Origin of the sequence: uncultured Pelagimonas sp. (genome assembly GCF_947498515.1) — a bacterium.
Taxonomy (GTDB): domain Bacteria; phylum Pseudomonadota; class Alphaproteobacteria; order Rhodobacterales; family Rhodobacteraceae; genus Pelagimonas.
The window spans coordinates 540431-557090 of sequence record NZ_CANMKO010000001.1; the positions used below are offsets into that span (position 1 = coordinate 540431).

Sequence of the window (16660 nt, forward strand, 5' to 3'; positions counted from 1 at the left end):
ATGCCATTCAAACTCGGCGTATTGGGTATCGATCACGGCCATATTTTCGGGATGCTCAGCAATATGAAGGCGCAGGGCTGCACCTGTGATGCCTATTGGACAGACGGCCCCGCCGTTACCGAAGAGAAGTTTAACACCACATTTCCCGAAGTGACCAAAGTCGAAGATCGCCGCGCCATTCTTGAGGATGAAGCGATCTCGATGGTTTTGATCTCGGCAGTGCCAGCGGATCGCGCGGCATTGGCGATTGAGGCCATGGAAGCGGGCAAAGACGTGATGGTGGACAAACCGGGTTGCACCACATTGGAGCAGCTTGAGGCGATCAAGGAATGTCAGGCCCGCACCGGGCGCATTTGGTCGGTGAATTTCTCGGAACGCTTTGAGGTCCGCGCCACCACCAAAGCCAGCGAGCTGGTACAGCAAGGCGCGATTGGTCGGGTGATCCAAGTTGTGACCTTGGCCCCGCATAAACAAAACCTCAAAACCCGTCCCGATTGGTATTTTGAGCGTGAGCGCTATGGCGGTATTCTGACCGACATCGGCAGCCATCAGGTTGATCAGTTCCTGCATTTCACCGGGTCTACGGATGTCACGATTGCGGCGGCGCATGTGGAAAACACCACGCGGCCTGAATACCCTGGATTTCAGGATTACGGCGAAATGACCCTGCATGGCGACGGCGGTCACGGCTATCTGCGCCTTGACTGGTTCACGCCAGATGGCTTGCCAACATGGGGCGATGGGCGGTTGTTCTTGCTTGGTACCGAGGGCACGATTGAATGCCGCAAATACACCGATATTGGGCAGCCCCATCGCACCGATAACCTTTACCTCGTGAATGGAACCGAGAACGCGCATATTGATTGCCGCGATGTCGATCTACCCTATTTCCCGTGCATTGCAGCGGATGTTCAGGACCGCACCGAAACCGCCTGCCCACAGGCGCATACGTTTTTGACGATGGAAACCTGTATCAAGGCGCAAATGAAGGCTGAAGCACATGCATAGGGTCGCAATCATCGGTGCCGGGATCGGCAAAGAGCATCTGGCAGGGTATCAGGCGCTGCCAGAGCGGTTTGAGGTTGCCTATATTTGCGACCTGAACGAAGAGCGCGGCAAGGCCTTGGCCAAGGCGGGTGGCGTTGGTTTTACGGCGGATTTCGCCGGGGTTCTGGCGGATGAGAGCATTGATATCGTTGATATTTGCCTGCCGCCGCATCTGCATTTCCCATGTTGTATTCAGGCGCTTGAGGCTGGCAAACATGTGGTTTGTGAAAAGCCGCTTGTTGCCTCCGTGCGTGATGCGGACCTTCTGTTGGACAAGGTCAAGGAGACCGGCAAAAGCGTGTTCCCGGTGTTTCAATATCGCTATGGCATTGGCACAGCTCAGCTGCAGGCGCTGCAAGACGCGGGCCTTGCAGGCAAGCTTTATGCTGGTTCGATTGAAACCCATTGGAATCGCGACGCGGATTATTACGCGGTGGATTGGCGCGGCACTTGGGCCGGGGAAAGTGGCGGTGCCATTTTGGGGCACGCCATTCACATCCACGATTTCTTACCGGCATTTTTGGGACCTGTGTCACAGGTCTTTGCCGATCTTGGCACGCGGGTGAATGACATCGAAGTCGAAGACAGCGCGGCGCTGTCAATTCGGTTGGAAAATGGCGCTTTGATCACGTCGTCGGTGACGTTGGGCTGTGCAACAGACTATAGCCACATGCGGTTGATGTTCGAAGGGTTCACCGTCGAAAGCGGCACGTCGCCTTATGCACCCGCCGCCGACCCGTGGGTGTTTACGGCGCGCTCGCCAAGCACTCAGGCCCAGATTGACGCGGTTCTGGCCGATGTCGGCCCGGCCCCAACCGGCTTTCCTGGTCTGTTCAACGCCATGGCGGATGCGCTTGATGGCAAAGGCGGGCGCGAGGTCACCGCGCTTGATGGGCGTCGATCCTTGGAGTTTGTGACGGCGGTTTACGCGTCTTCGCGCGGCAACATGCCGGTGAAACTTCCACTTGGGTCCGATCATTCGCTTTATGGCGGGTGGCTGCCAGAGTGAGACCCTGATGATGGGGCGCGGTCTGCCTGAGCTTTCGGAATTAGCGACCTCTGATCCGGAGTGGCGGACCCGCCTGCGTGCGACTTTTGCCAAAGAGCTTTACGGGCCAATTCCCGCCCCTCCGGACCGGGTTGAGCATAAAATCGAGGCGACAACGGACGGGCACCATAAGATCACTTTGTCGATCCACTGCGGTGATCGTCGGTTTGATGTTTCGGCGGCCCTATGGATGTCCCCAAAGACCACGGCACCGGTGCCGGTCATTGTTGCTTTGGACTTCCTTGGCCCTTTTGGAATTCTGCCTCCCGGCGGTTTTCCCGCAGACCCTGCGGCACGGGTCTATTCGGCCCCCGAATGGCAAGCGGAGGGGCGTTTGGTGCCGGGTCTTGCCGGGCAATCGCGCCCCCGGTGGCCACTAGGCCTGATTGCCGAACATGGCTTCGCGGTCATGGTGAGCTGCTATGGCAGTTGGGTGCCGGATGATGCGGAAACGTGGCGCGACCATGGGGTGTCGCCGTTGCTCAATCATCCCAACACGGGTGCGATTTCGCTTTGGGCCTGGGCTTTGATGCGGATGGTAGACGTTGCCGTGGACACTCCGGTTATTGACCGGAACAAGGTCATTCTGGCCGGGCATTCGCGTCTGGGCAAAGCGGCGCTTTGGGCCACGGCGCATGACAACCGGGTTGCAGGGCTGTGGGCCAACAATTCTGGCTGCGCCGGGACGGCTCTGTCACGGCATTTGGTTGGCGAAACATTGGCTCAGTTGACACAACGGTTCCCCCACTGGCTCCGGCACGGAGCGGTGACAAATCCGGATGCTATGACGGTGGATCAACACCAACTGCTGGCGCTTTGTGCCCCGGCACGCGTTTATCTCAGTGAAGCGGAAGAGGACACTTGGGCGGACCCAGAGGGCAGTTGGGCCGCCTTGGCGCTTGCCGCCAAAGCCTACGGGCTAACCCCACCAAGCGTCATTCCCACCGCATGGAACAGTGGCGCTTTTGGCTTCCACTTGCGGCCGGGGGGACATGATGTGCTTATGCAAGACTGGCGCGCGACGCTCAAATTTTTTGCAAAAAATTTGTAACCCGGCTCCTGCGCGGCACTCGGTCAGACGGAAACTTTCTGGAGCAGATCGTCGCGTTTCGTGTCGGGCGCTGAGGCATCATGGATCACCTTGCCGCGTTCCAGCGCAACAAAGTGATCGCCAAGATCATAAGCGAAATCAAAGAATTGCTCGACCAGAAGGATCGCCATGTCACCACGGTCGCGCAGGTATTTGATCACCTCTCCGATCTGTTTGATGATGTTGGGCTGAATGCCCTCGGTGGGTTCATCCAGCAACAAAAGCTTGGGTTTGGCGACAAGCGCGCGCGCGATTGCGAGCTGTTGTTGCTGACCGCCAGACAAATCCCCGCCACGGCGGTTGATAAAATCCTTGAGGATCGGAAACAGTTCAAAAATCTCATCGGGGACAAAGTGCTCGGATTTTGGCAGGCAGGCAAAACCAGTTTCTAGGTTCTCGCGCACAGTCATCAACGGAAACACATCGCGCCCCTGTGGAACGTATCCAACGCCAATTTGCGCCAAAGCATGTGCCGGGGTGTTTTTGCCTAGGGTCTGGCCATCAATGGCCATCTCACCGCCGGATCGTTTGTGCGTTCCTGAAATTGCCTTGAGCAGCGAAGTTTTCCCAACCCCGTTTGTCCCCATCAAACAGGTGATTTTGCCAAGCTCGGCCTGCATTGAAACGTCATACAGGATTTGAGAATGGCCGTAATGCAGGTCGAGGTTTTTGATATCAAGCATGGTTCAGCGTCCCAGATAAACGTCAATGACGTCAGGGTTTTGGGTGACGTGGTCGAGGCTGCCTTCGGCAAGAACCGAGCCTTCGTTGAGCACCGTAACTTTGCAATTCAGACGGCGCACAAATTCCATATCATGTTCAACAACCACAACCGCATGGGTCTTGGCGGCGTTGACAAGAATGTCGGTGGTTTTTTCGCGCTCGGCCGGGGTCATCCCGGCGGCGGGTTCATCAACCAACAACAAGCGCGGGCTTTGCGCCAGCAACATGCCAATTTCAAGCCACTGTTTTTGACCATGCGACAACTCTCCGGCAAGGCGCGGCAGCTCCTCGGTGAGGCCGACTTGTTCCGCCATCGCTTCGATCCGCTCAGCGCCGCGTTTGGACTTGCGGTGGCGCAGAACCTCAAAAGGGCCACGCGGGTTTTTTAGAGCCAGTGCAAAGTTTTCGCGTACGGTTTGCGCCTCAAACACCGTGGGTTTTTGGAACTTGCGCCCCACACCCACCTTGGCAATTTTGCTTTCACTCATCCCCAGAAGCGACACGGATTTTTCACCGAAAATCACGCGGCCTTCGTCGGGTTTGGTCTTGCCGGTGATGATGTCCATAAAGGTGGTTTTCCCGGCACCGTTGGGGCCAATGATGGCGCGCATTTCCGGTTCTGCGATTTGAAACGACAGATTGTTGATCGCCTTGAACCCGTCAAAAGAGACCGAGACCCCGGACATTTCGAGAAGCGTGCTCATGATTTCCTCGTGAGTTTGTCAAACAGGCTGGCGATGCCGCCGGGGAAGAGAAGGGTGACCGCGACAAAGGACAGGCCAAGCAGGACGAGCCACCAGTCAGTCCATTTGATGACGTAAAAGCCAAGGTTGATGTCCGGTGCGCTGCCGCCGGTGAAATAAGAGGAGAGCAGCGAGACAAAGACCGCGCCGATGACCGCGCCGTAAAGCTTGCCACGCCCACCGATGGCGACCCAGACCGCGAGGTAGATCGACGCGATAGGGGCGATTTCAGCCGGGTTGATAATGCCCGCTTGGGGGTAATAGAGCGCCCCAGCGATGCCGGAGACCACGGCCGTGAGGGTGAAGACAAAGAGTTTGTAGCTTTCGACGTGATAGCCAAGAAAACGCACCCGTGCCTCGTCATCGCGAATGGCGCGAATGACGCTGCCCATTTTGCCCGCGGTGACCCACGCAAAGAGCAGATAGCCAAGGGCAAGCGCAGCCGAGGAGGCCCAGAAGAAGGCGATGGAGATTTGCGCTTGTGAGGTCTCTTCGAAACCGGGGATGTTTTGCAGGCCAGACAGACCGTTGTTGCCACGCAAACCACTATCGTTTTGAAAGAGATAGAGGGCGAGGGCGAGGGTCATGGCTTGGGTCAAGATCGAGAGGTAAACTCCGGTGACGCGGCTGCGAAAGGCGAGCCAGCCAAAGACAAGGGCAAGCAATCCGGGGATCAGCAAGATCATCAGGAGCTGGAGCGGCAATGAATGGGCAAAGGCCCAGATCATCGGAAAGTCAGAGGAACCAACCACGCCAAAGATTTGATTGCCGATCGCATCTGTTATCTCGACTTCGGTGGGTGGGATCACACTTGCCGAGAGGCTATGGGTGACGATGGCCTCGGTGCGCGCATACATCAGCCACATGCCAATCGCATAGCCGCCAATGCCAAAGAAGGCGAAATGGCCGAGCGAGAGGATGCCGCAATAGCCCCAGACCACGTCCATGGCGATGGCGATTAAGCAAAGGCAGAGGGTTTTGCCAAGCGTTTTGACAAAAGAGGTGGAGATCAGGCCAACGCCGGAAGCTTCGGAAAAGACCGAGACCAGCAAGGTGAAGAGGCCAAGAAACGCAAGAACCCAAAGGGTTGAGGGATGACGGGTGATAAAGGTCTGGCTCATGTCGCGGCTCCGGTACGGGATGTGCGCTTGGATCGAATTTCGAAGGCAGAGAGGGGGCGCTGCCCCGGTGCCAAAGGCGCTCGCCCGGGATAATTGTGAAAAGAAGAAGACAAGGCGTATTGGATGATCATGTGACTTAATCTCCTGCCGCGCGGCCTTTGAGGGCAACGATGCCTTTGGGGCGGAATTGGATGAACAGGATGATGAAGAGGATCATATAGGTCTGAGCGGCGAGCGTGTTGGACGGGTTAAGCCATTCAATGCCTTTTTGCAGGGTGCCGATCATCGTGGCCCCGGCCAAGGTGCCCCAGATATTGCCGACGCCGCCGACAACAACGGTCATGAAGCTTTGGACGATATAATCGGACCCCATTTCCGAGGTGACCTTGGCATAAAGACCAATGGCGACGCCCGCGATTCCTGCGATGCCGGAGCCAAGCCCAAAGGTCAGCATTTTGATGCGTTCGGGGTTGATACCCATCGAGGCCGCCATGCGTGGGTTTTGGGTGACGGCGCGGGTTTCAAGGCCAAGGCGAGTGCGTTTCAGGATGAAGAGCAGCAAGCCGAGGAACAAGAGCGCAAGCACGAAGATGGCAATGCGGATATAGCTGATCTGGATGACATCGTTGAAGACCAGAGCGCCATCGAGCCAAGCAGGCGAGGTCAGCGGACGCGCCTGAGTACCAAAGATGTTTTTGGCCAGCTGTTGCAGAGCGATCGAGACGCCAAAGGTGGCCAGAAGGGTTTCGAGCGGACGGTTATAGAGCCAGCGGATCACCAGACGTTCCATCGCCACACCGGCGGCAAAGGTCACAGCAAAGGCCAGCGGCAGGGCGACAATCAGCGAGACGGTGTAATTGGGAATGAGCTGTTGCACTACATAGCCGGTATAGGCCCCCATCATGATGAATTCGCCATGCGCCATGTTGATGACACCCATGACGCCAAAGGTGATAGCAAGGCCAATGGCAGCAAGGAAGTATATCGAGGCAAGCGAGACAGCGTCCAGCGCGAGGTCCGCGGATTGGCTGACATTGACGCGGGTGTTCACTTCGTCCTGCGCGGCTTTGGCGGCTGTTGTGATCTCGGGGTTGGGCTCATCGTAGATGTCGTAGATTTGCCACGTGGCCAGAGCGTTCGAAATATCGGCTTCGGAAACGCGGGCGGGGGCTTTGCCCTCCGAGACCAAAAGGTCATAGGCTTGGATCCGGGCGGCGTCAGTGTTCAAGCTGACGGTGGACACCGTGCCAACCTTGCCGCCCACAACATTGGCCTCAAGCGCCTTGCGGATATCGTCAGAAGAGACCGGCGCAGGGAGGCCTTGGGTCTCGACCAAAAAGGCATAGGCTTGGTCACGGGGCATGGGAAGAATGACCGCAACATTGGCGTCCGGCTCTGTTTTTGAGGCGACGGTTTTCGTGGTCAAAATCTGGGAGAGAACCGCACGGGTTTCAACGCTGATGTCACCGGCGAGACCATCGATGGCTTTGATCCGCGCCTCAGGCGTGTCACCAAACTTGGCGGCGAGGTAGGTGACAAGCTTTTGCTTGCGAATTTTCAAGGCTGGGTCGGTTTCCCCGTCGATAGACGCCTCAAGCGCTCCGAGTTGTGCCGGATCAAGCTTGCCCGCTAAGGCTGCGACGGCGTCTTGGCGGCGTTGGAGATCGGGGGAGGAGAGCTGAAATTGCACCAAGGCTTGGGCGATGGCTTTGCGCACGCCGCCGTTTGGTTTGATCTGTTTAAGGGTGGCTGCGTCCACGCCCTCCGTGATTTCGGCGCTGTCGATATCGGTGATATCCAGACCCGCGTCGGATTTGGCGGCGTAAAAGAAAAGCCCGTCTTCGGTGCGTTGATAGAGTTCTTTGTTTTGCCAACGCTCAAGGAACTCAGGCGCTTGCTGAAGGCCAGAGGCGGCCAAAGCCTCTAGCGCTGGGCCGATTTTCTTGCGCGATGGTTTGGCAATCTGAGCGGAATGCTCTTGCAGGATCGACTGAAGGTCTTGGGCGATGACCGCGGCGGGCAGGCACAGCAGGGTCAAAACCGTGAGAAGGGCACGGAGCATAGGAGATTACCTGTTGGGGAGGGGCGTCTTGGAAAAAGGGTGCGCGCCAAAACGCGCACCCAAAGTTTAGCTTAGTAGTTCGATTTGATCTGAACACAGGACCCGGTGTCGGTGTTGTACATACCGCATTCCAGGGTCTGCCAATCGGACTTCAATACAGCGGATTCTGGAAGGAAGTCGGTCCAAGCATCGCCGGGAACTTCGGTGGTTTGGCTGATGATGTCGAACTGACCATCGGCTTTGATTTCACCGATCAGAACCGGCTTGGCCAAGTGGTGGTTGGGCAACATCACGGCGGTACCGCCGGTCAGGTTTGGATATTCCTGGCCGTACATTGCTGTGCGAACCGCATCGACATCGGTGGTGCCGGCGGCGGTGGCGGCGTTCACCCACATGTTGAAACCGATAAAGTGGGCTTCCATTGGGTCGTTGGTCACGCGCTCTTCGCCCATTTTGGCCTTCCACGCGTCTACCCATGCGGTGTTGGCTTCGCTTTCGGCGGATTGGAAGTAGTTCCAAGCGGCGAGGTGACCGGTCAGGTTGGCTGTGTCGAGGCCCGAAAGCTCTTCTTCGCCAACGGAGAACGCAACAACTGGGATGTCGTCAGCCGAGATACCAGCCGCGGCCAGTTCTTTATAGAAACCGATGTTGGCGTCGCCGTTGATGGTTGAGATCACGCCAACCTGCTTGCCGTCTTCGCCCAGCTTCACAACGTCAGCAACGATTGTCGCCCAGTCAGAATGGCCGAATGGTGTGTAGTTGACAAAGATGTCTTCGGCCGGGATGCCCTTGGATTTCAGGTAGGATTCCAAGATGTTGTTGGTTGTCCGTGGGTACACATAGTCGGTGCCCAGCAGTGCGAATTTCTCAACACCCAGTTCTTCAAGGAAATAGTCAGTGGCTGGGATCGCCTGTTGGTTGGGGGCGGCACCGGTGTAAAAGACGTTCTTGGAGCTTTCCTCGCCTTCATACTGAACAGGGTAGAACAGCAGGCCGTTCAGCTCTTCGATGACCGGCAGAACCGATTTACGCGATACCGATGTCCAGTTGCCGAAAATGACGTCAACATCATGTACCGAGATCAGCTCGCGGGCTTTTTCAGCAAACAGTGGCCAATCCGATGCTGGGTCAACAACAACCGCTTCGATCTCGCAGCCCAGCAGACCGCCTTTTTTGTTCTGCTCTTCAATAAGCAGCAACATGGTGTCTTTTAGTGTGGTTTCAGAAATCGCCATTGTGCCGGACAGCGAGTGCAGAACGCCAACTTTGACTGGGTCGGCGCATTCGGCAAAAGCCGGAGCCGAGAGGGCAGCAAGAGTGGCGGTGCTGGTGAGCAGTTTGGTGAAGCAGTTCATCACATTCTCCCTGCGGGGTGCTTGGTGGCATTGCGCAAACTTGCGCAAATGCGTAATTCAGTCCCCGCAACATTTGTTGCATCTCGTGTGGCGGCCCTGCTGAGGTCCAATTCATATGGGTCGTCACACACCCGTTTTCCGAAATTGCGTTTCCTAGCGTCCCGGCGGGTGCCTTAGTCATTCTGCGATGCGGCGCGAGGGTCAATTGTGCAGCGGAAAAGTGCGGCGACTCCCTCGAAAATGATGAAAGTTTAATCACCTAAGCCCCCGTGTGGTGAAAATTTAATCACAAATGCCGGTCGTTCATTCTCTTTCTGCCGGAATCATTGCCGCTAACGGGGGCGCGTGCTGAACAAAGTGGCGAAACGAAATGATCCGAGGGCAATCCAATCAACGCCACGTTGAGACATACACCAGCCAAGACAGCAGCAGACCAGCCGCGCGCCATAGGGATGCTGAATGTTCAGGCAAAGGCCCGCGACGGGCGCAGCGCAATTGGGCATCTGCGGTCTTCCGGCTGTATGAAGGCGCTTTTTCCGCGCAGCACAGATGCGCTTGAGGTTATCACTATTAATACGGCTGGCGGTTTGACCGGCGGTGACAAGGTGTCTTTGAACGCTGTGGCGGGGGTGGGATCGGAATTGACCCTCACAACCCAAGCGGCCGAACGTGCCTATCGGGCTGCAAGCGGCTTTGCGACGGCGGATACCACGCTAAAGGCCGAGGCCGGAGCGCGGGTCAACTGGCTCCCACAGGAGCTGATTTTGTTTGAAGGCGCGGCTTTGCGCCGGTCTTTGCGCATCGATCTGGCCGCCGATGCCGAGGCGTTGATGGTCGAACCGGTTGTCTTTGGTCGCGCGGCTATGGGTGAGACATTGCAGGATGTTTCGTTTCGTGACCGCATCGAAATTTATCGTGATGGGGCACCTATCTACATGGATGCGCTTTGTTTGGAAGGTGACCTGACACTGCAATTGGCTCGGTTGGCCCAAGGGGCCGGCGCGATGGCCAGCCTTGTTTTTGCTGCCCCCAACGCTGCGGCCCATCTTGATCCGGTGCGGGCGCTTTTACCGGTGACCGGTGGTGCCTCGCTCTTGCACCCTGATCTATTGGCGCTGCGCCTTGTGGCCGAAGACAGCTTTGAGCTGCGCCGCGCTTTGCTTCCTATTCTTGATCGTCTCAGCGGCGACAAGCTTCCGATTTCTTGGAGACTATGACATGCAACTCACCCCGCGTGAAAAAGACAAGCTGTTGGTGGCTATGGCCGCCGAAGTGGCGCGCAAACGTTTGGCGCGTGGCGTCAAACTCAACCACCCCGAAGCCATTGCCCTTATCACCGATGCGGTGGTCGAAGGGGCGCGGGATGGCCGGTCAGTTTCCGACCTGATGCAGGCAGGGGCCGAAATTATCACCCGTGACGAGTGTATGGACGGCATCGCCGAGATGATCGTCGAAGTGCAGGTCGAAGCGACCTTTCCCGACGGCACCAAGCTGGTGACCGTTCACAACCCCATCCGTTAAATCCCCAAAAGGAGAGACCCATGAAATTTCTTCCCATTGCTTTGTTAGCCGCCACGCCTGCCCTTGCCCATGAGGGCGCGCATCTGCACCCCCATGATGGCGGCATGTGGTTGGGTGTTGTGGCTGTTCTCGCAGGTCTGGCGCTGATCGTGGCCAAGGTACGCCGATGATCCCCGGAGAACTGTTTCCAGCCGAGGGCACGCTCACCCTAAACGAGGGGGCCGAGGTGGTCACACTTATGGTTGCCAATACCGGAGATCGCCCGGTTCAGGTTGGGTCCCACTATCACTTTGCCGAGGCAAATCCGGGGTTGGTTTTTGATCGAGACGTCGCACGGGGGATGCGTTTGGACATCGCCGCAGGAACAGCCGTTCGGTTTGAACCGGGCCAACGTCGCGAAGTGAACCTGATCCCGATCTCAGGCGCGCGTCGCGTGTTTGGATTTAACGGAGCCGTCATGGGCGATCTGTGATCCAGACCGATTGACTACCCGCCCTGCAATCAGCAGCGCACCAATTCTTCGCCCGCTCGGGCTATTCGGAGGCCACTTATGCCAGCCACAATCAAACGTTCCGACTATGCCGCGATGTTCGGCCCCACGACGGGCGACAAACTGCGCCTCGCCGATACGGATCTCATCATCGAGGTCGAGCGCGACCTAACCGGCCCTTACGGCGAAGAGGTTAAATTTGGCGGCGGCAAGGTCATCCGTGATGGCATGGGACAAGCCCAAACCACTCGCGCTGAGGGGGCGGTTGATACGGTTATCACCAACGCGCTGATCGTTGATCATACGGGTGTCTACAAGGCTGATGTCGGCCTCAAGTCGGGGCGCATCCACAAGATCGGCAAGGCGGGCAACCCCGATACGCAACCGGGTGTCGACATCATCGTTGGCCCCGGCACCGAAGTCATTGCCGGCGAGGGGCGCATCCTCACCGCTGGCGGATTTGACAGCCATATCCATTTTATTTGCCCGCAACAAATCGAAGACGCGCTTCATTCTGGCCTGACCACGATGCTGGGCGGCGGCACCGGCCCCGCGCATGGCACGCTGGCCACCACCTGTACGCCCGGCCCTTGGCACATTGGGCGGATGATGCAGGCGGCGGATGCCTTTCCGATGAACCTTGCCTTTGCGGGCAAGGGCAATGCTTCGCTTCCTGCTGCGATTGAGGAACAGGTGCGCGCCGGGGCTTGTGCGTTGAAATTGCACGAGGATTGGGGGACAACGCCAGCGGCGATTGATTGCTGTCTCACCGTGGCCGATGCCATGGATGTGCAGGTGATGATCCACACCGATACGCTCAACGAATCTGGTTTTGTTGAACACACTGTCGGGGCGATGAAGGGCCGGACAATCCACGCCTTCCACACCGAAGGGGCCGGGGGTGGCCATGCGCCCGACATCATCAAGATTTGCGGTGAAGAGCATGTTTTGCCCAGTTCGACCAACCCAACGCGGCCCTTTACCGTCAATACGGTTGAGGAACATCTTGATATGTTGATGGTCTGCCATCACCTCGACAAATCGATCCCCGAAGACGTGGCTTTTGCCGAAAGCCGCATCCGGCGCGAGACGATTGCCGCCGAAGATATTCTGCATGACATGGGCGCGTTTTCGATCATTGCCAGCGACAGTCAGGCCATGGGCCGCGTCGGCGAGGTGCTTATCCGCACCTGGCAAACCGCTGATAAGATGAAGAAACAGCGCGGGCGGTTGGCCGAAGAAACCGGCGAAAACGATAACTACCGCGTCCGTCGCTACATTGCCAAATATACCATCAACCCGGCCATTGCGCATGGTTTGGCACATGAAATCGGATCGATTGAAGAGGGCAAACGTGCCGATCTGGTGCTCTGGTCCCCTGCGTTTTTCGGCGTCAAACCCGAGATGGTTTTACTTGGCGGCATGATTGCCTGCGCGCAAATGGGCGATCCGAACGCCTCGATCCCGACACCGCAGCCGGTCTATAGCCGTCCGATGTTTGGGGCCTTTGGGCGGGCGGTCGAAAACTCAGCGGTAACCTTTGTGTCCGAGGCGGCACAGGCCGATGGCATAGGCGCACATCTTGGGTTGGCCAAGCAAACTCTGGCGGTGAAACAGACACGCGGGATTGGCAAAAAAGACCTCAAATTGAACAACGCCTTGCCAGAGGTTGAGGTTAATCCCGAAACCTACGAGGTGCGCGCCGACGGCGAGTTGCTTACCTGTGAGCCCGCCACCGAACTGCCGATGGCGCAACGCTACTTCATGTTCTGACAAACGGGTTCAAGACCTATGCAGTCGGTGGGTAGCGGCAATGAAGAATGATCTATGGAAGCTAAAATGAGACAATATTATTCACCGAGTGAGAAAACGCGCGCACTTCCATTGGGATTGAACAACTATGGCCTATGTCTCCGATCTGCCCGTATCACGTGCTGTGACACATCTGTTCCAACCGTTCATGGCGTTCTACGCGCGCACGGTCACCAACAGCAAGAACGCCCGTCATTCCGAGCTTTTGCAGCTCAGCGATGCGGAACTGGCCGAGCGTGGATTGCGTCGCTACGACGTGGTCGACCGGCACTACGGCGATCTGTTTTACAGCTAAGTCATAGCCAAGGGGCGGTGGCATGAGCGGCGCGTCCCTTCCTATGGCCCAGATCCTTTTGCGCAAGGGCGGCTGGAGCGATGCGGTTGAAACGGTCACGCTTGACTACGATGCGCGGTTCTTGCGGCGCAAGAAACTGACCTGTGATGGCGGGTTGGCGTTTGTCGTTGATCTCGACAAGACCACTTCGTTGGATGCTGGGGATGCCTTGGAACTTGGCGATGGGCGGGTGATTGAGGTCCGTGCCGCAGATGAAAACGTCTTGGTGATCACCGGGAACCTGCCGCGTCTGGCTTGGCACATCGGCAATCGGCACACCCCGTGTCAGGTCGAAACCACGCGGTTGGTGATCCAGAATGATCCGGTCATCCGACATATGTTGGAACATCTGGACGCCGAAATTAGTGCGGCTGTTGAACCATTTACGCCCGAAGGCGGGGCCTATGGACACGGGCGGACCCATAGTCATGAACATGGCAATAGCGCCCATGATCACGACCACGGCCATAGTCACGATCATAGCCATGATCATTCGCATGAGCACGAACATGGCCATTGACGGAAACTTATTGACGCTGTCGCAATGGCTGTCACCGGCTTTTCCTTTGGGGGCGTTCACCTATTCCCATGGGTTGGAAACCGCGATTGATGAGGGGTGGATTCATGATGCGGTGAGCCTGCAAGATTGGTTAGAGGATGTTCTTGAAAACGGGTCGGGGCGCAGCGATGCGATTTGGATTCGCGCGGCGATGAAGGACGGTGCCGATCTCGCCGGGTTAAACGCCATGGTGCGCGCCTATGCCCCGGCGATGGAACGCATGCGCGAGGCCGACAAGCAAGGCGCGGCCTTTGTCAAAACGGTGAATGCGGTGTGGGTGACATCACTGCCCGATCTGGTCTTGCCATTGGCCCTTGGGGCGGCAGCGCATACCCGGCGGATGGATCGCGACACGGTTGTCGGCCTCTATCTCAATGCCTTTGTTGGCAATCTGGTCTCGGCAGCGCAACGCCTTATGCCGCTTGGTCAAACCCCGGCGCAACAGGTGATGTCGGCCCTAACGCCGCTTTGCCTGCGCCTTACTGTGGCGACACGCAAATTGGGTCCGGACGATGTCTGGTCCAACGCATTCTTGTCGGACATCGCGGCGATGAAACACGAAACTTTGCAACATAGGTTGTTCCAATCATGACCCAATTCAACGGCCCGCTTCGGATCGGTATCGGTGGCCCTGTCGGGGCTGGAAAAACCACGCTGACCGCCCGTTTGGCCGAAGCGCTCAAAGACAGTTATTCTATCGGTGTGATCACCAACGACATCTATACGCAAGAGGACGCCGAGGCCTTGATGCGGATGCAAATCCTGCCCTCTGATCGGGTGATTGGGGTCGAAACCGGTGGCTGTCCGCATACGGCGATCCGCGAAGATGCCTCGATCAACCTTGCCGCCGTCGCCCAGATGCAAGAGCGTCACCCCGAGGTCGAAATCGTGCTGATCGAAAGCGGTGGAGATAACTTAAGTGCAACGTTCAGCCCCGAATTGGCAGATGTTACGCTTTATGTGATTGATGTGGCTGCGGGCGAGGAAATTCCGCGCAAGGGCGGCCCGGCGATCACCAAATCCGACCTGTTGATCATCAACAAAACCGATCTGGCACCGCATGTCGGCGCGTCTTTGGAGGTGATGCAGCGGGATGCAACGCGGATGCGCTCCGAGCGGCCCTTTGTCTTTGCGGCGCTGCGCCATGGCAAAGGCGTCGAGGAGATCGTCACACAGATCAAGGATTTGGCCGGATTGTAAACGGCGGAAATTGCGGGCAGGTTGCGGGAAACCATTCCGGAGCCTGCCATGCGCGCCTTTCTCGACCCTCGCCAATCTCATCATGACCCGCAAAACTTCTTGGTAATGGGTCAAAAGCGGCCAAGCCCAGAACAGCCCGAGCGTATCGCGCGGCTTCAAGCCGGGGCCGAAGCGGCGGGTTGTGTTTTTGAGGCCCCCGAAGACGCAGGCATTGCGCAGATCGCAGCTATCCACACGCCGGAATACCTAAGCTTTTTGCAAACGATCCATGGCCGATGGCAGGCGTTGGATGGGGCCAGCGATGAGGTGATCCCCAACATTCACACGCGCGCGCGAACTGATGCTTACCCATCGTCACCGGTGGGGCAGGCGGGCTATCATCAGGCCGATACCGCCTGTCCAATTGGCGCAAATACATGGGACGCGGCCTATTGGTCGGCACAAAGTGCCATCGCGGGTGCGCGGGCGCTGGGCGAGGATGATCATGCCTATGTCCTGTCCCGCCCGCCCGGCCATCACGCCTATCACGATCAAGCTGGCGGCTTTTGTTTTCTCAATAACGCCGCCATCGCTGCGCAGGATTTACAGGAACAGGGCGCGCGGGTGGCGATTTTGGATGTCGACGTGCATCACGGCAATGGCACCCAAGGAATATTTGAGGCGCGCAGCGATGTGTTGACCGTCTCGATCCACGCCGACCCGGACGGGTTTTACCCGTTCTTTTGGGGGCATGCCCATGAACGCGGCATTGGGGCCGGGCTAGGGGCGAACCTCAATATCCCATTGGCGCGCGGCACTGGCGATGACGCCTATCTTGTGGCGCTGACTCACGCGCTGGACCGTATCCGTGGGTTTGGCTGTGATGCCGTTGTTATCGCCCTCGGCTTGGATGCCTCGATCGACGATCCGTTTCAGGGGTTGGCGGTGAGTGGCGATGGGTTCGCCCGGATCGGCGCGGCCATTGCCGGGCTGTCTTTGCCAACGCTCTACGTTCAAGAAGGCGGGTATTTATCTGATGCCTTGGGCGTGAACTTAACCCGATTTTTGCAAGGGGTGCAGGGCTGATGGCACGCCCAGCGGTATGACCGTCCGCTTGCAACGCGATCTGTGCTATCCTTTCGACAGGTGACTTGCTCAGGAGGATGTCATGCAACTTGGTGCGTTTTCAGTGTCATTGGCGGTCAAGGATTTGGCCGCCTCCAAGGCGTTTTATCAGGCGTTGGGGTTTGAGGCGTTCGGGGGAACCGAAGAGCACAACTATTTGATTATGAAGAACGGCGAGACGTTGATTGGTCTCTTTCAAGGCATGTTTGAAGGCACGATGCTTACCTTCAATCCGGGCTGGGATCAGTCCGCCGCAGAGGTAACACCCTTTGAGGATGTCCGCGACATCAAGACAAAGCTGATTGCGCAAGGGATTGAGGTATCACAGGAACAAGGCGGGGAAAGTGGCCCGGCGAGTTTTGTGGCCACAGACCCCGATGGCAATCCAGTGTTGATTGATCAACATCGCTAAACAGCATGCTCAGCCGCACCAAGGATCGCGCGGCTGAAC

The 16660-nt window shown here is 57.5% G+C and carries 19 protein-coding genes; 14 read left to right on the forward strand and 5 right to left on the reverse strand.

The window, feature by feature from the left end; genetic code table 11:
* From Q1A43_RS02785 to Q1A43_RS02795, 3 genes are read left to right on the forward strand one after another with little or no spacing between them, the layout of a single operon-like run.
* Nucleotides 1-1008: a Gfo/Idh/MocA family oxidoreductase gene (locus tag Q1A43_RS02785; RefSeq protein WP_299932294.1), complete on the forward strand. Its 1008-nt coding sequence runs from the start codon at nt 1-3 to the stop codon at nt 1006-1008.
* Nucleotides 1001-2056: a Gfo/Idh/MocA family oxidoreductase gene (locus Q1A43_RS02790; RefSeq protein ID WP_299932297.1), complete on the forward strand. Its 1056-nt coding sequence runs from the start codon at nt 1001-1003 to the stop codon at nt 2054-2056. The genes Q1A43_RS02785 and Q1A43_RS02790 overlap by 8 nt, the downstream gene beginning before the upstream one ends.
* A 7-nt stretch (nt 2057-2063) precedes the next feature.
* Nucleotides 2064-3146 (forward strand): hypothetical protein, encoded by a 1083-nt coding sequence (locus Q1A43_RS02795; protein WP_299932300.1) that lies wholly within the window; start codon nt 2064-2066, stop codon nt 3144-3146.
* A 23-nt stretch (nt 3147-3169) separates the two neighbouring features.
* Here the strand turns inward: Q1A43_RS02795 and urtE are convergent, their stop codons facing one another.
* The 5 genes from urtE to urtA form a co-directional block, all read right to left on the reverse strand.
* Nucleotides 3170-3868, reverse strand: a complete 699-nt coding sequence (urtE, locus tag Q1A43_RS02800; protein WP_299932303.1) for an urea ABC transporter ATP-binding subunit UrtE — start codon at nt 3866-3868, stop codon at nt 3170-3172.
* Between the two features lie 3 nt (nt 3869-3871).
* Nucleotides 3872-4612 carry an urea ABC transporter ATP-binding protein UrtD gene (gene urtD, locus Q1A43_RS02805; protein WP_299932305.1) on the reverse strand — a complete coding sequence of 247 codons (741 nt, stop codon included), beginning with the start codon at nt 4610-4612 and terminating at the stop codon, nt 3872-3874.
* Nucleotides 4609-5772 carry an urea ABC transporter permease subunit UrtC gene (gene urtC, locus Q1A43_RS02810; RefSeq protein WP_299920729.1) on the reverse strand — a complete coding sequence of 388 codons (1164 nt, stop codon included), beginning with the start codon at nt 5770-5772 and terminating at the stop codon, nt 4609-4611. Before urtC ends, urtD begins: the two co-directional genes overlap by 4 nt.
* Before the next feature lie 136 nt (nt 5773-5908).
* Nucleotides 5909-7834, reverse strand: coding sequence for an urea ABC transporter permease subunit UrtB (urtB, locus tag Q1A43_RS02815; RefSeq protein ID WP_299932308.1), 1926 nt, complete (start codon nt 7832-7834; stop codon nt 5909-5911).
* Between the two features lie 71 nt (nt 7835-7905).
* On the reverse strand, nt 7906-9189 hold the full coding sequence (gene urtA / locus Q1A43_RS02820; RefSeq protein ID WP_299932311.1) for an urea ABC transporter substrate-binding protein: 1284 nt from the start codon (nt 9187-9189) through the stop codon (nt 7906-7908).
* 401 nt (nt 9190-9590) lie between these two features.
* Between urtA and Q1A43_RS02825 the strand changes: the two genes are divergently transcribed.
* From Q1A43_RS02825 to Q1A43_RS02875, 11 genes are all read left to right on the forward strand, one after another.
* A complete protein-coding gene (locus Q1A43_RS02825) occupies nt 9591-10406 on the forward strand; it encodes an urease accessory protein UreD (protein WP_366944223.1) in 816 nt (271 codons plus the stop codon).
* A 1-nt stretch (nt 10407) separates the two neighbouring features.
* Entirely contained in the window at nt 10408-10710 is a 303-nt protein-coding gene (locus Q1A43_RS02830) for an urease subunit gamma (protein ID WP_299920717.1), read from the forward strand.
* 20 nt (nt 10711-10730) lie between these two features.
* Nucleotides 10731-10880 (forward strand): hypothetical protein, encoded by a 150-nt coding sequence (locus tag Q1A43_RS02835; protein WP_299932314.1) that lies wholly within the window; start codon nt 10731-10733, stop codon nt 10878-10880.
* Nucleotides 10877-11182 carry an urease subunit beta gene (locus tag Q1A43_RS02840; protein WP_299920711.1) on the forward strand — a complete coding sequence of 102 codons (306 nt, stop codon included), beginning with the start codon at nt 10877-10879 and terminating at the stop codon, nt 11180-11182. The genes Q1A43_RS02835 and Q1A43_RS02840 overlap by 4 nt, the downstream gene beginning before the upstream one ends.
* Nucleotides 11183-11260: 78 nt before the next feature.
* Nucleotides 11261-12973: an urease subunit alpha gene (ureC, locus tag Q1A43_RS02845; protein WP_299932317.1), complete on the forward strand. Its 1713-nt coding sequence runs from the start codon at nt 11261-11263 to the stop codon at nt 12971-12973.
* A 163-nt stretch (nt 12974-13136) separates the two neighbouring features.
* Nucleotides 13137-13307, forward strand: a complete 171-nt coding sequence (locus Q1A43_RS02850; RefSeq protein ID WP_299920706.1) for a hypothetical protein — start codon at nt 13137-13139, stop codon at nt 13305-13307.
* A 22-nt stretch (nt 13308-13329) separates the two neighbouring features.
* Complete coding sequence (locus tag Q1A43_RS02855) at nt 13330-13866, forward strand: urease accessory protein UreE (protein ID WP_299920704.1); 537 nt, start codon at nt 13330-13332, stop codon at nt 13864-13866.
* The gene (locus Q1A43_RS02860; RefSeq protein ID WP_299932320.1) at nt 13844-14497 is read left to right on the forward strand and encodes an urease accessory UreF family protein; all 654 of its coding nucleotides are present in this window, start codon (nt 13844-13846) and stop codon (nt 14495-14497) included. The genes Q1A43_RS02855 and Q1A43_RS02860 overlap by 23 nt, the downstream gene beginning before the upstream one ends.
* Entirely contained in the window at nt 14494-15105 is a 612-nt protein-coding gene (gene ureG, locus Q1A43_RS02865; RefSeq protein WP_299920699.1) for an urease accessory protein UreG, read from the forward strand. Before Q1A43_RS02860 ends, ureG begins: the two co-directional genes overlap by 4 nt.
* Nucleotides 15106-15153: 48 nt before the next feature.
* Entirely contained in the window at nt 15154-16170 is a 1017-nt protein-coding gene (locus tag Q1A43_RS02870) for a histone deacetylase family protein (RefSeq protein ID WP_299920697.1), read from the forward strand.
* 82 nt (nt 16171-16252) lie between these two features.
* Nucleotides 16253-16621 (forward strand): VOC family protein, encoded by a 369-nt coding sequence (locus Q1A43_RS02875; protein WP_299932323.1) that lies wholly within the window; start codon nt 16253-16255, stop codon nt 16619-16621.
* Nucleotides 16622-16660 lie beyond the last annotated feature (39 nt).

What these genes read in the sequence shown, in the direction of transcription:
- Q1A43_RS02785 (WP_299932294.1), top strand. Translation starts at nt 1, where the DNA reads ATGCCATTCAAACTCGGCGTATTGGGTATCGATCACGGCCATATTTTC.
- Q1A43_RS02790 (WP_299932297.1), top strand. Translation starts at nt 1,001, where the DNA reads ATGCATAGGGTCGCAATCATCGGTGCCGGGATCGGCAAAGAGCATCTG.
- Q1A43_RS02795 (WP_299932300.1), top strand. Translation starts at nt 2,064, where the DNA reads ATGATGGGGCGCGGTCTGCCTGAGCTTTCGGAATTAGCGACCTCTGAT.
- urtE (WP_299932303.1), bottom strand. Translation starts at nt 3,868, where the DNA reads ATGCTTGATATCAAAAACCTCGACCTGCATTACGGCCATTCTCAAATC.
- urtD (WP_299932305.1), bottom strand. Translation starts at nt 4,612, where the DNA reads ATGAGCACGCTTCTCGAAATGTCCGGGGTCTCGGTCTCTTTTGACGGG.
- urtC (WP_299920729.1), bottom strand. Translation starts at nt 5,772, where the DNA reads ATGAGCCAGACCTTTATCACCCGTCATCCCTCAACCCTTTGGGTTCTT.
- urtB (WP_299932308.1), bottom strand. Translation starts at nt 7,834, where the DNA reads ATGCTCCGTGCCCTTCTCACGGTTTTGACCCTGCTGTGCCTGCCCGCC.
- urtA (WP_299932311.1), bottom strand. Translation starts at nt 9,189, where the DNA reads ATGAACTGCTTCACCAAACTGCTCACCAGCACCGCCACTCTTGCTGCC.
- Q1A43_RS02830 (WP_299920717.1), top strand. Translation starts at nt 10,408, where the DNA reads ATGCAACTCACCCCGCGTGAAAAAGACAAGCTGTTGGTGGCTATGGCC.
- Q1A43_RS02835 (WP_299932314.1), top strand. Translation starts at nt 10,731, where the DNA reads ATGAAATTTCTTCCCATTGCTTTGTTAGCCGCCACGCCTGCCCTTGCC.
- Q1A43_RS02840 (WP_299920711.1), top strand. Translation starts at nt 10,877, where the DNA reads ATGATCCCCGGAGAACTGTTTCCAGCCGAGGGCACGCTCACCCTAAAC.
- ureC (WP_299932317.1), top strand. Translation starts at nt 11,261, where the DNA reads ATGCCAGCCACAATCAAACGTTCCGACTATGCCGCGATGTTCGGCCCC.
- Q1A43_RS02855 (WP_299920704.1), top strand. Translation starts at nt 13,330, where the DNA reads ATGAGCGGCGCGTCCCTTCCTATGGCCCAGATCCTTTTGCGCAAGGGC.
- Q1A43_RS02860 (WP_299932320.1), top strand. Translation starts at nt 13,844, where the DNA reads ATGAGCACGAACATGGCCATTGACGGAAACTTATTGACGCTGTCGCAA.
- ureG (WP_299920699.1), top strand. Translation starts at nt 14,494, where the DNA reads ATGACCCAATTCAACGGCCCGCTTCGGATCGGTATCGGTGGCCCTGTC.
- Q1A43_RS02870 (WP_299920697.1), top strand. Translation starts at nt 15,154, where the DNA reads ATGCGCGCCTTTCTCGACCCTCGCCAATCTCATCATGACCCGCAAAAC.
- Q1A43_RS02875 (WP_299932323.1), top strand. Translation starts at nt 16,253, where the DNA reads ATGCAACTTGGTGCGTTTTCAGTGTCATTGGCGGTCAAGGATTTGGCC.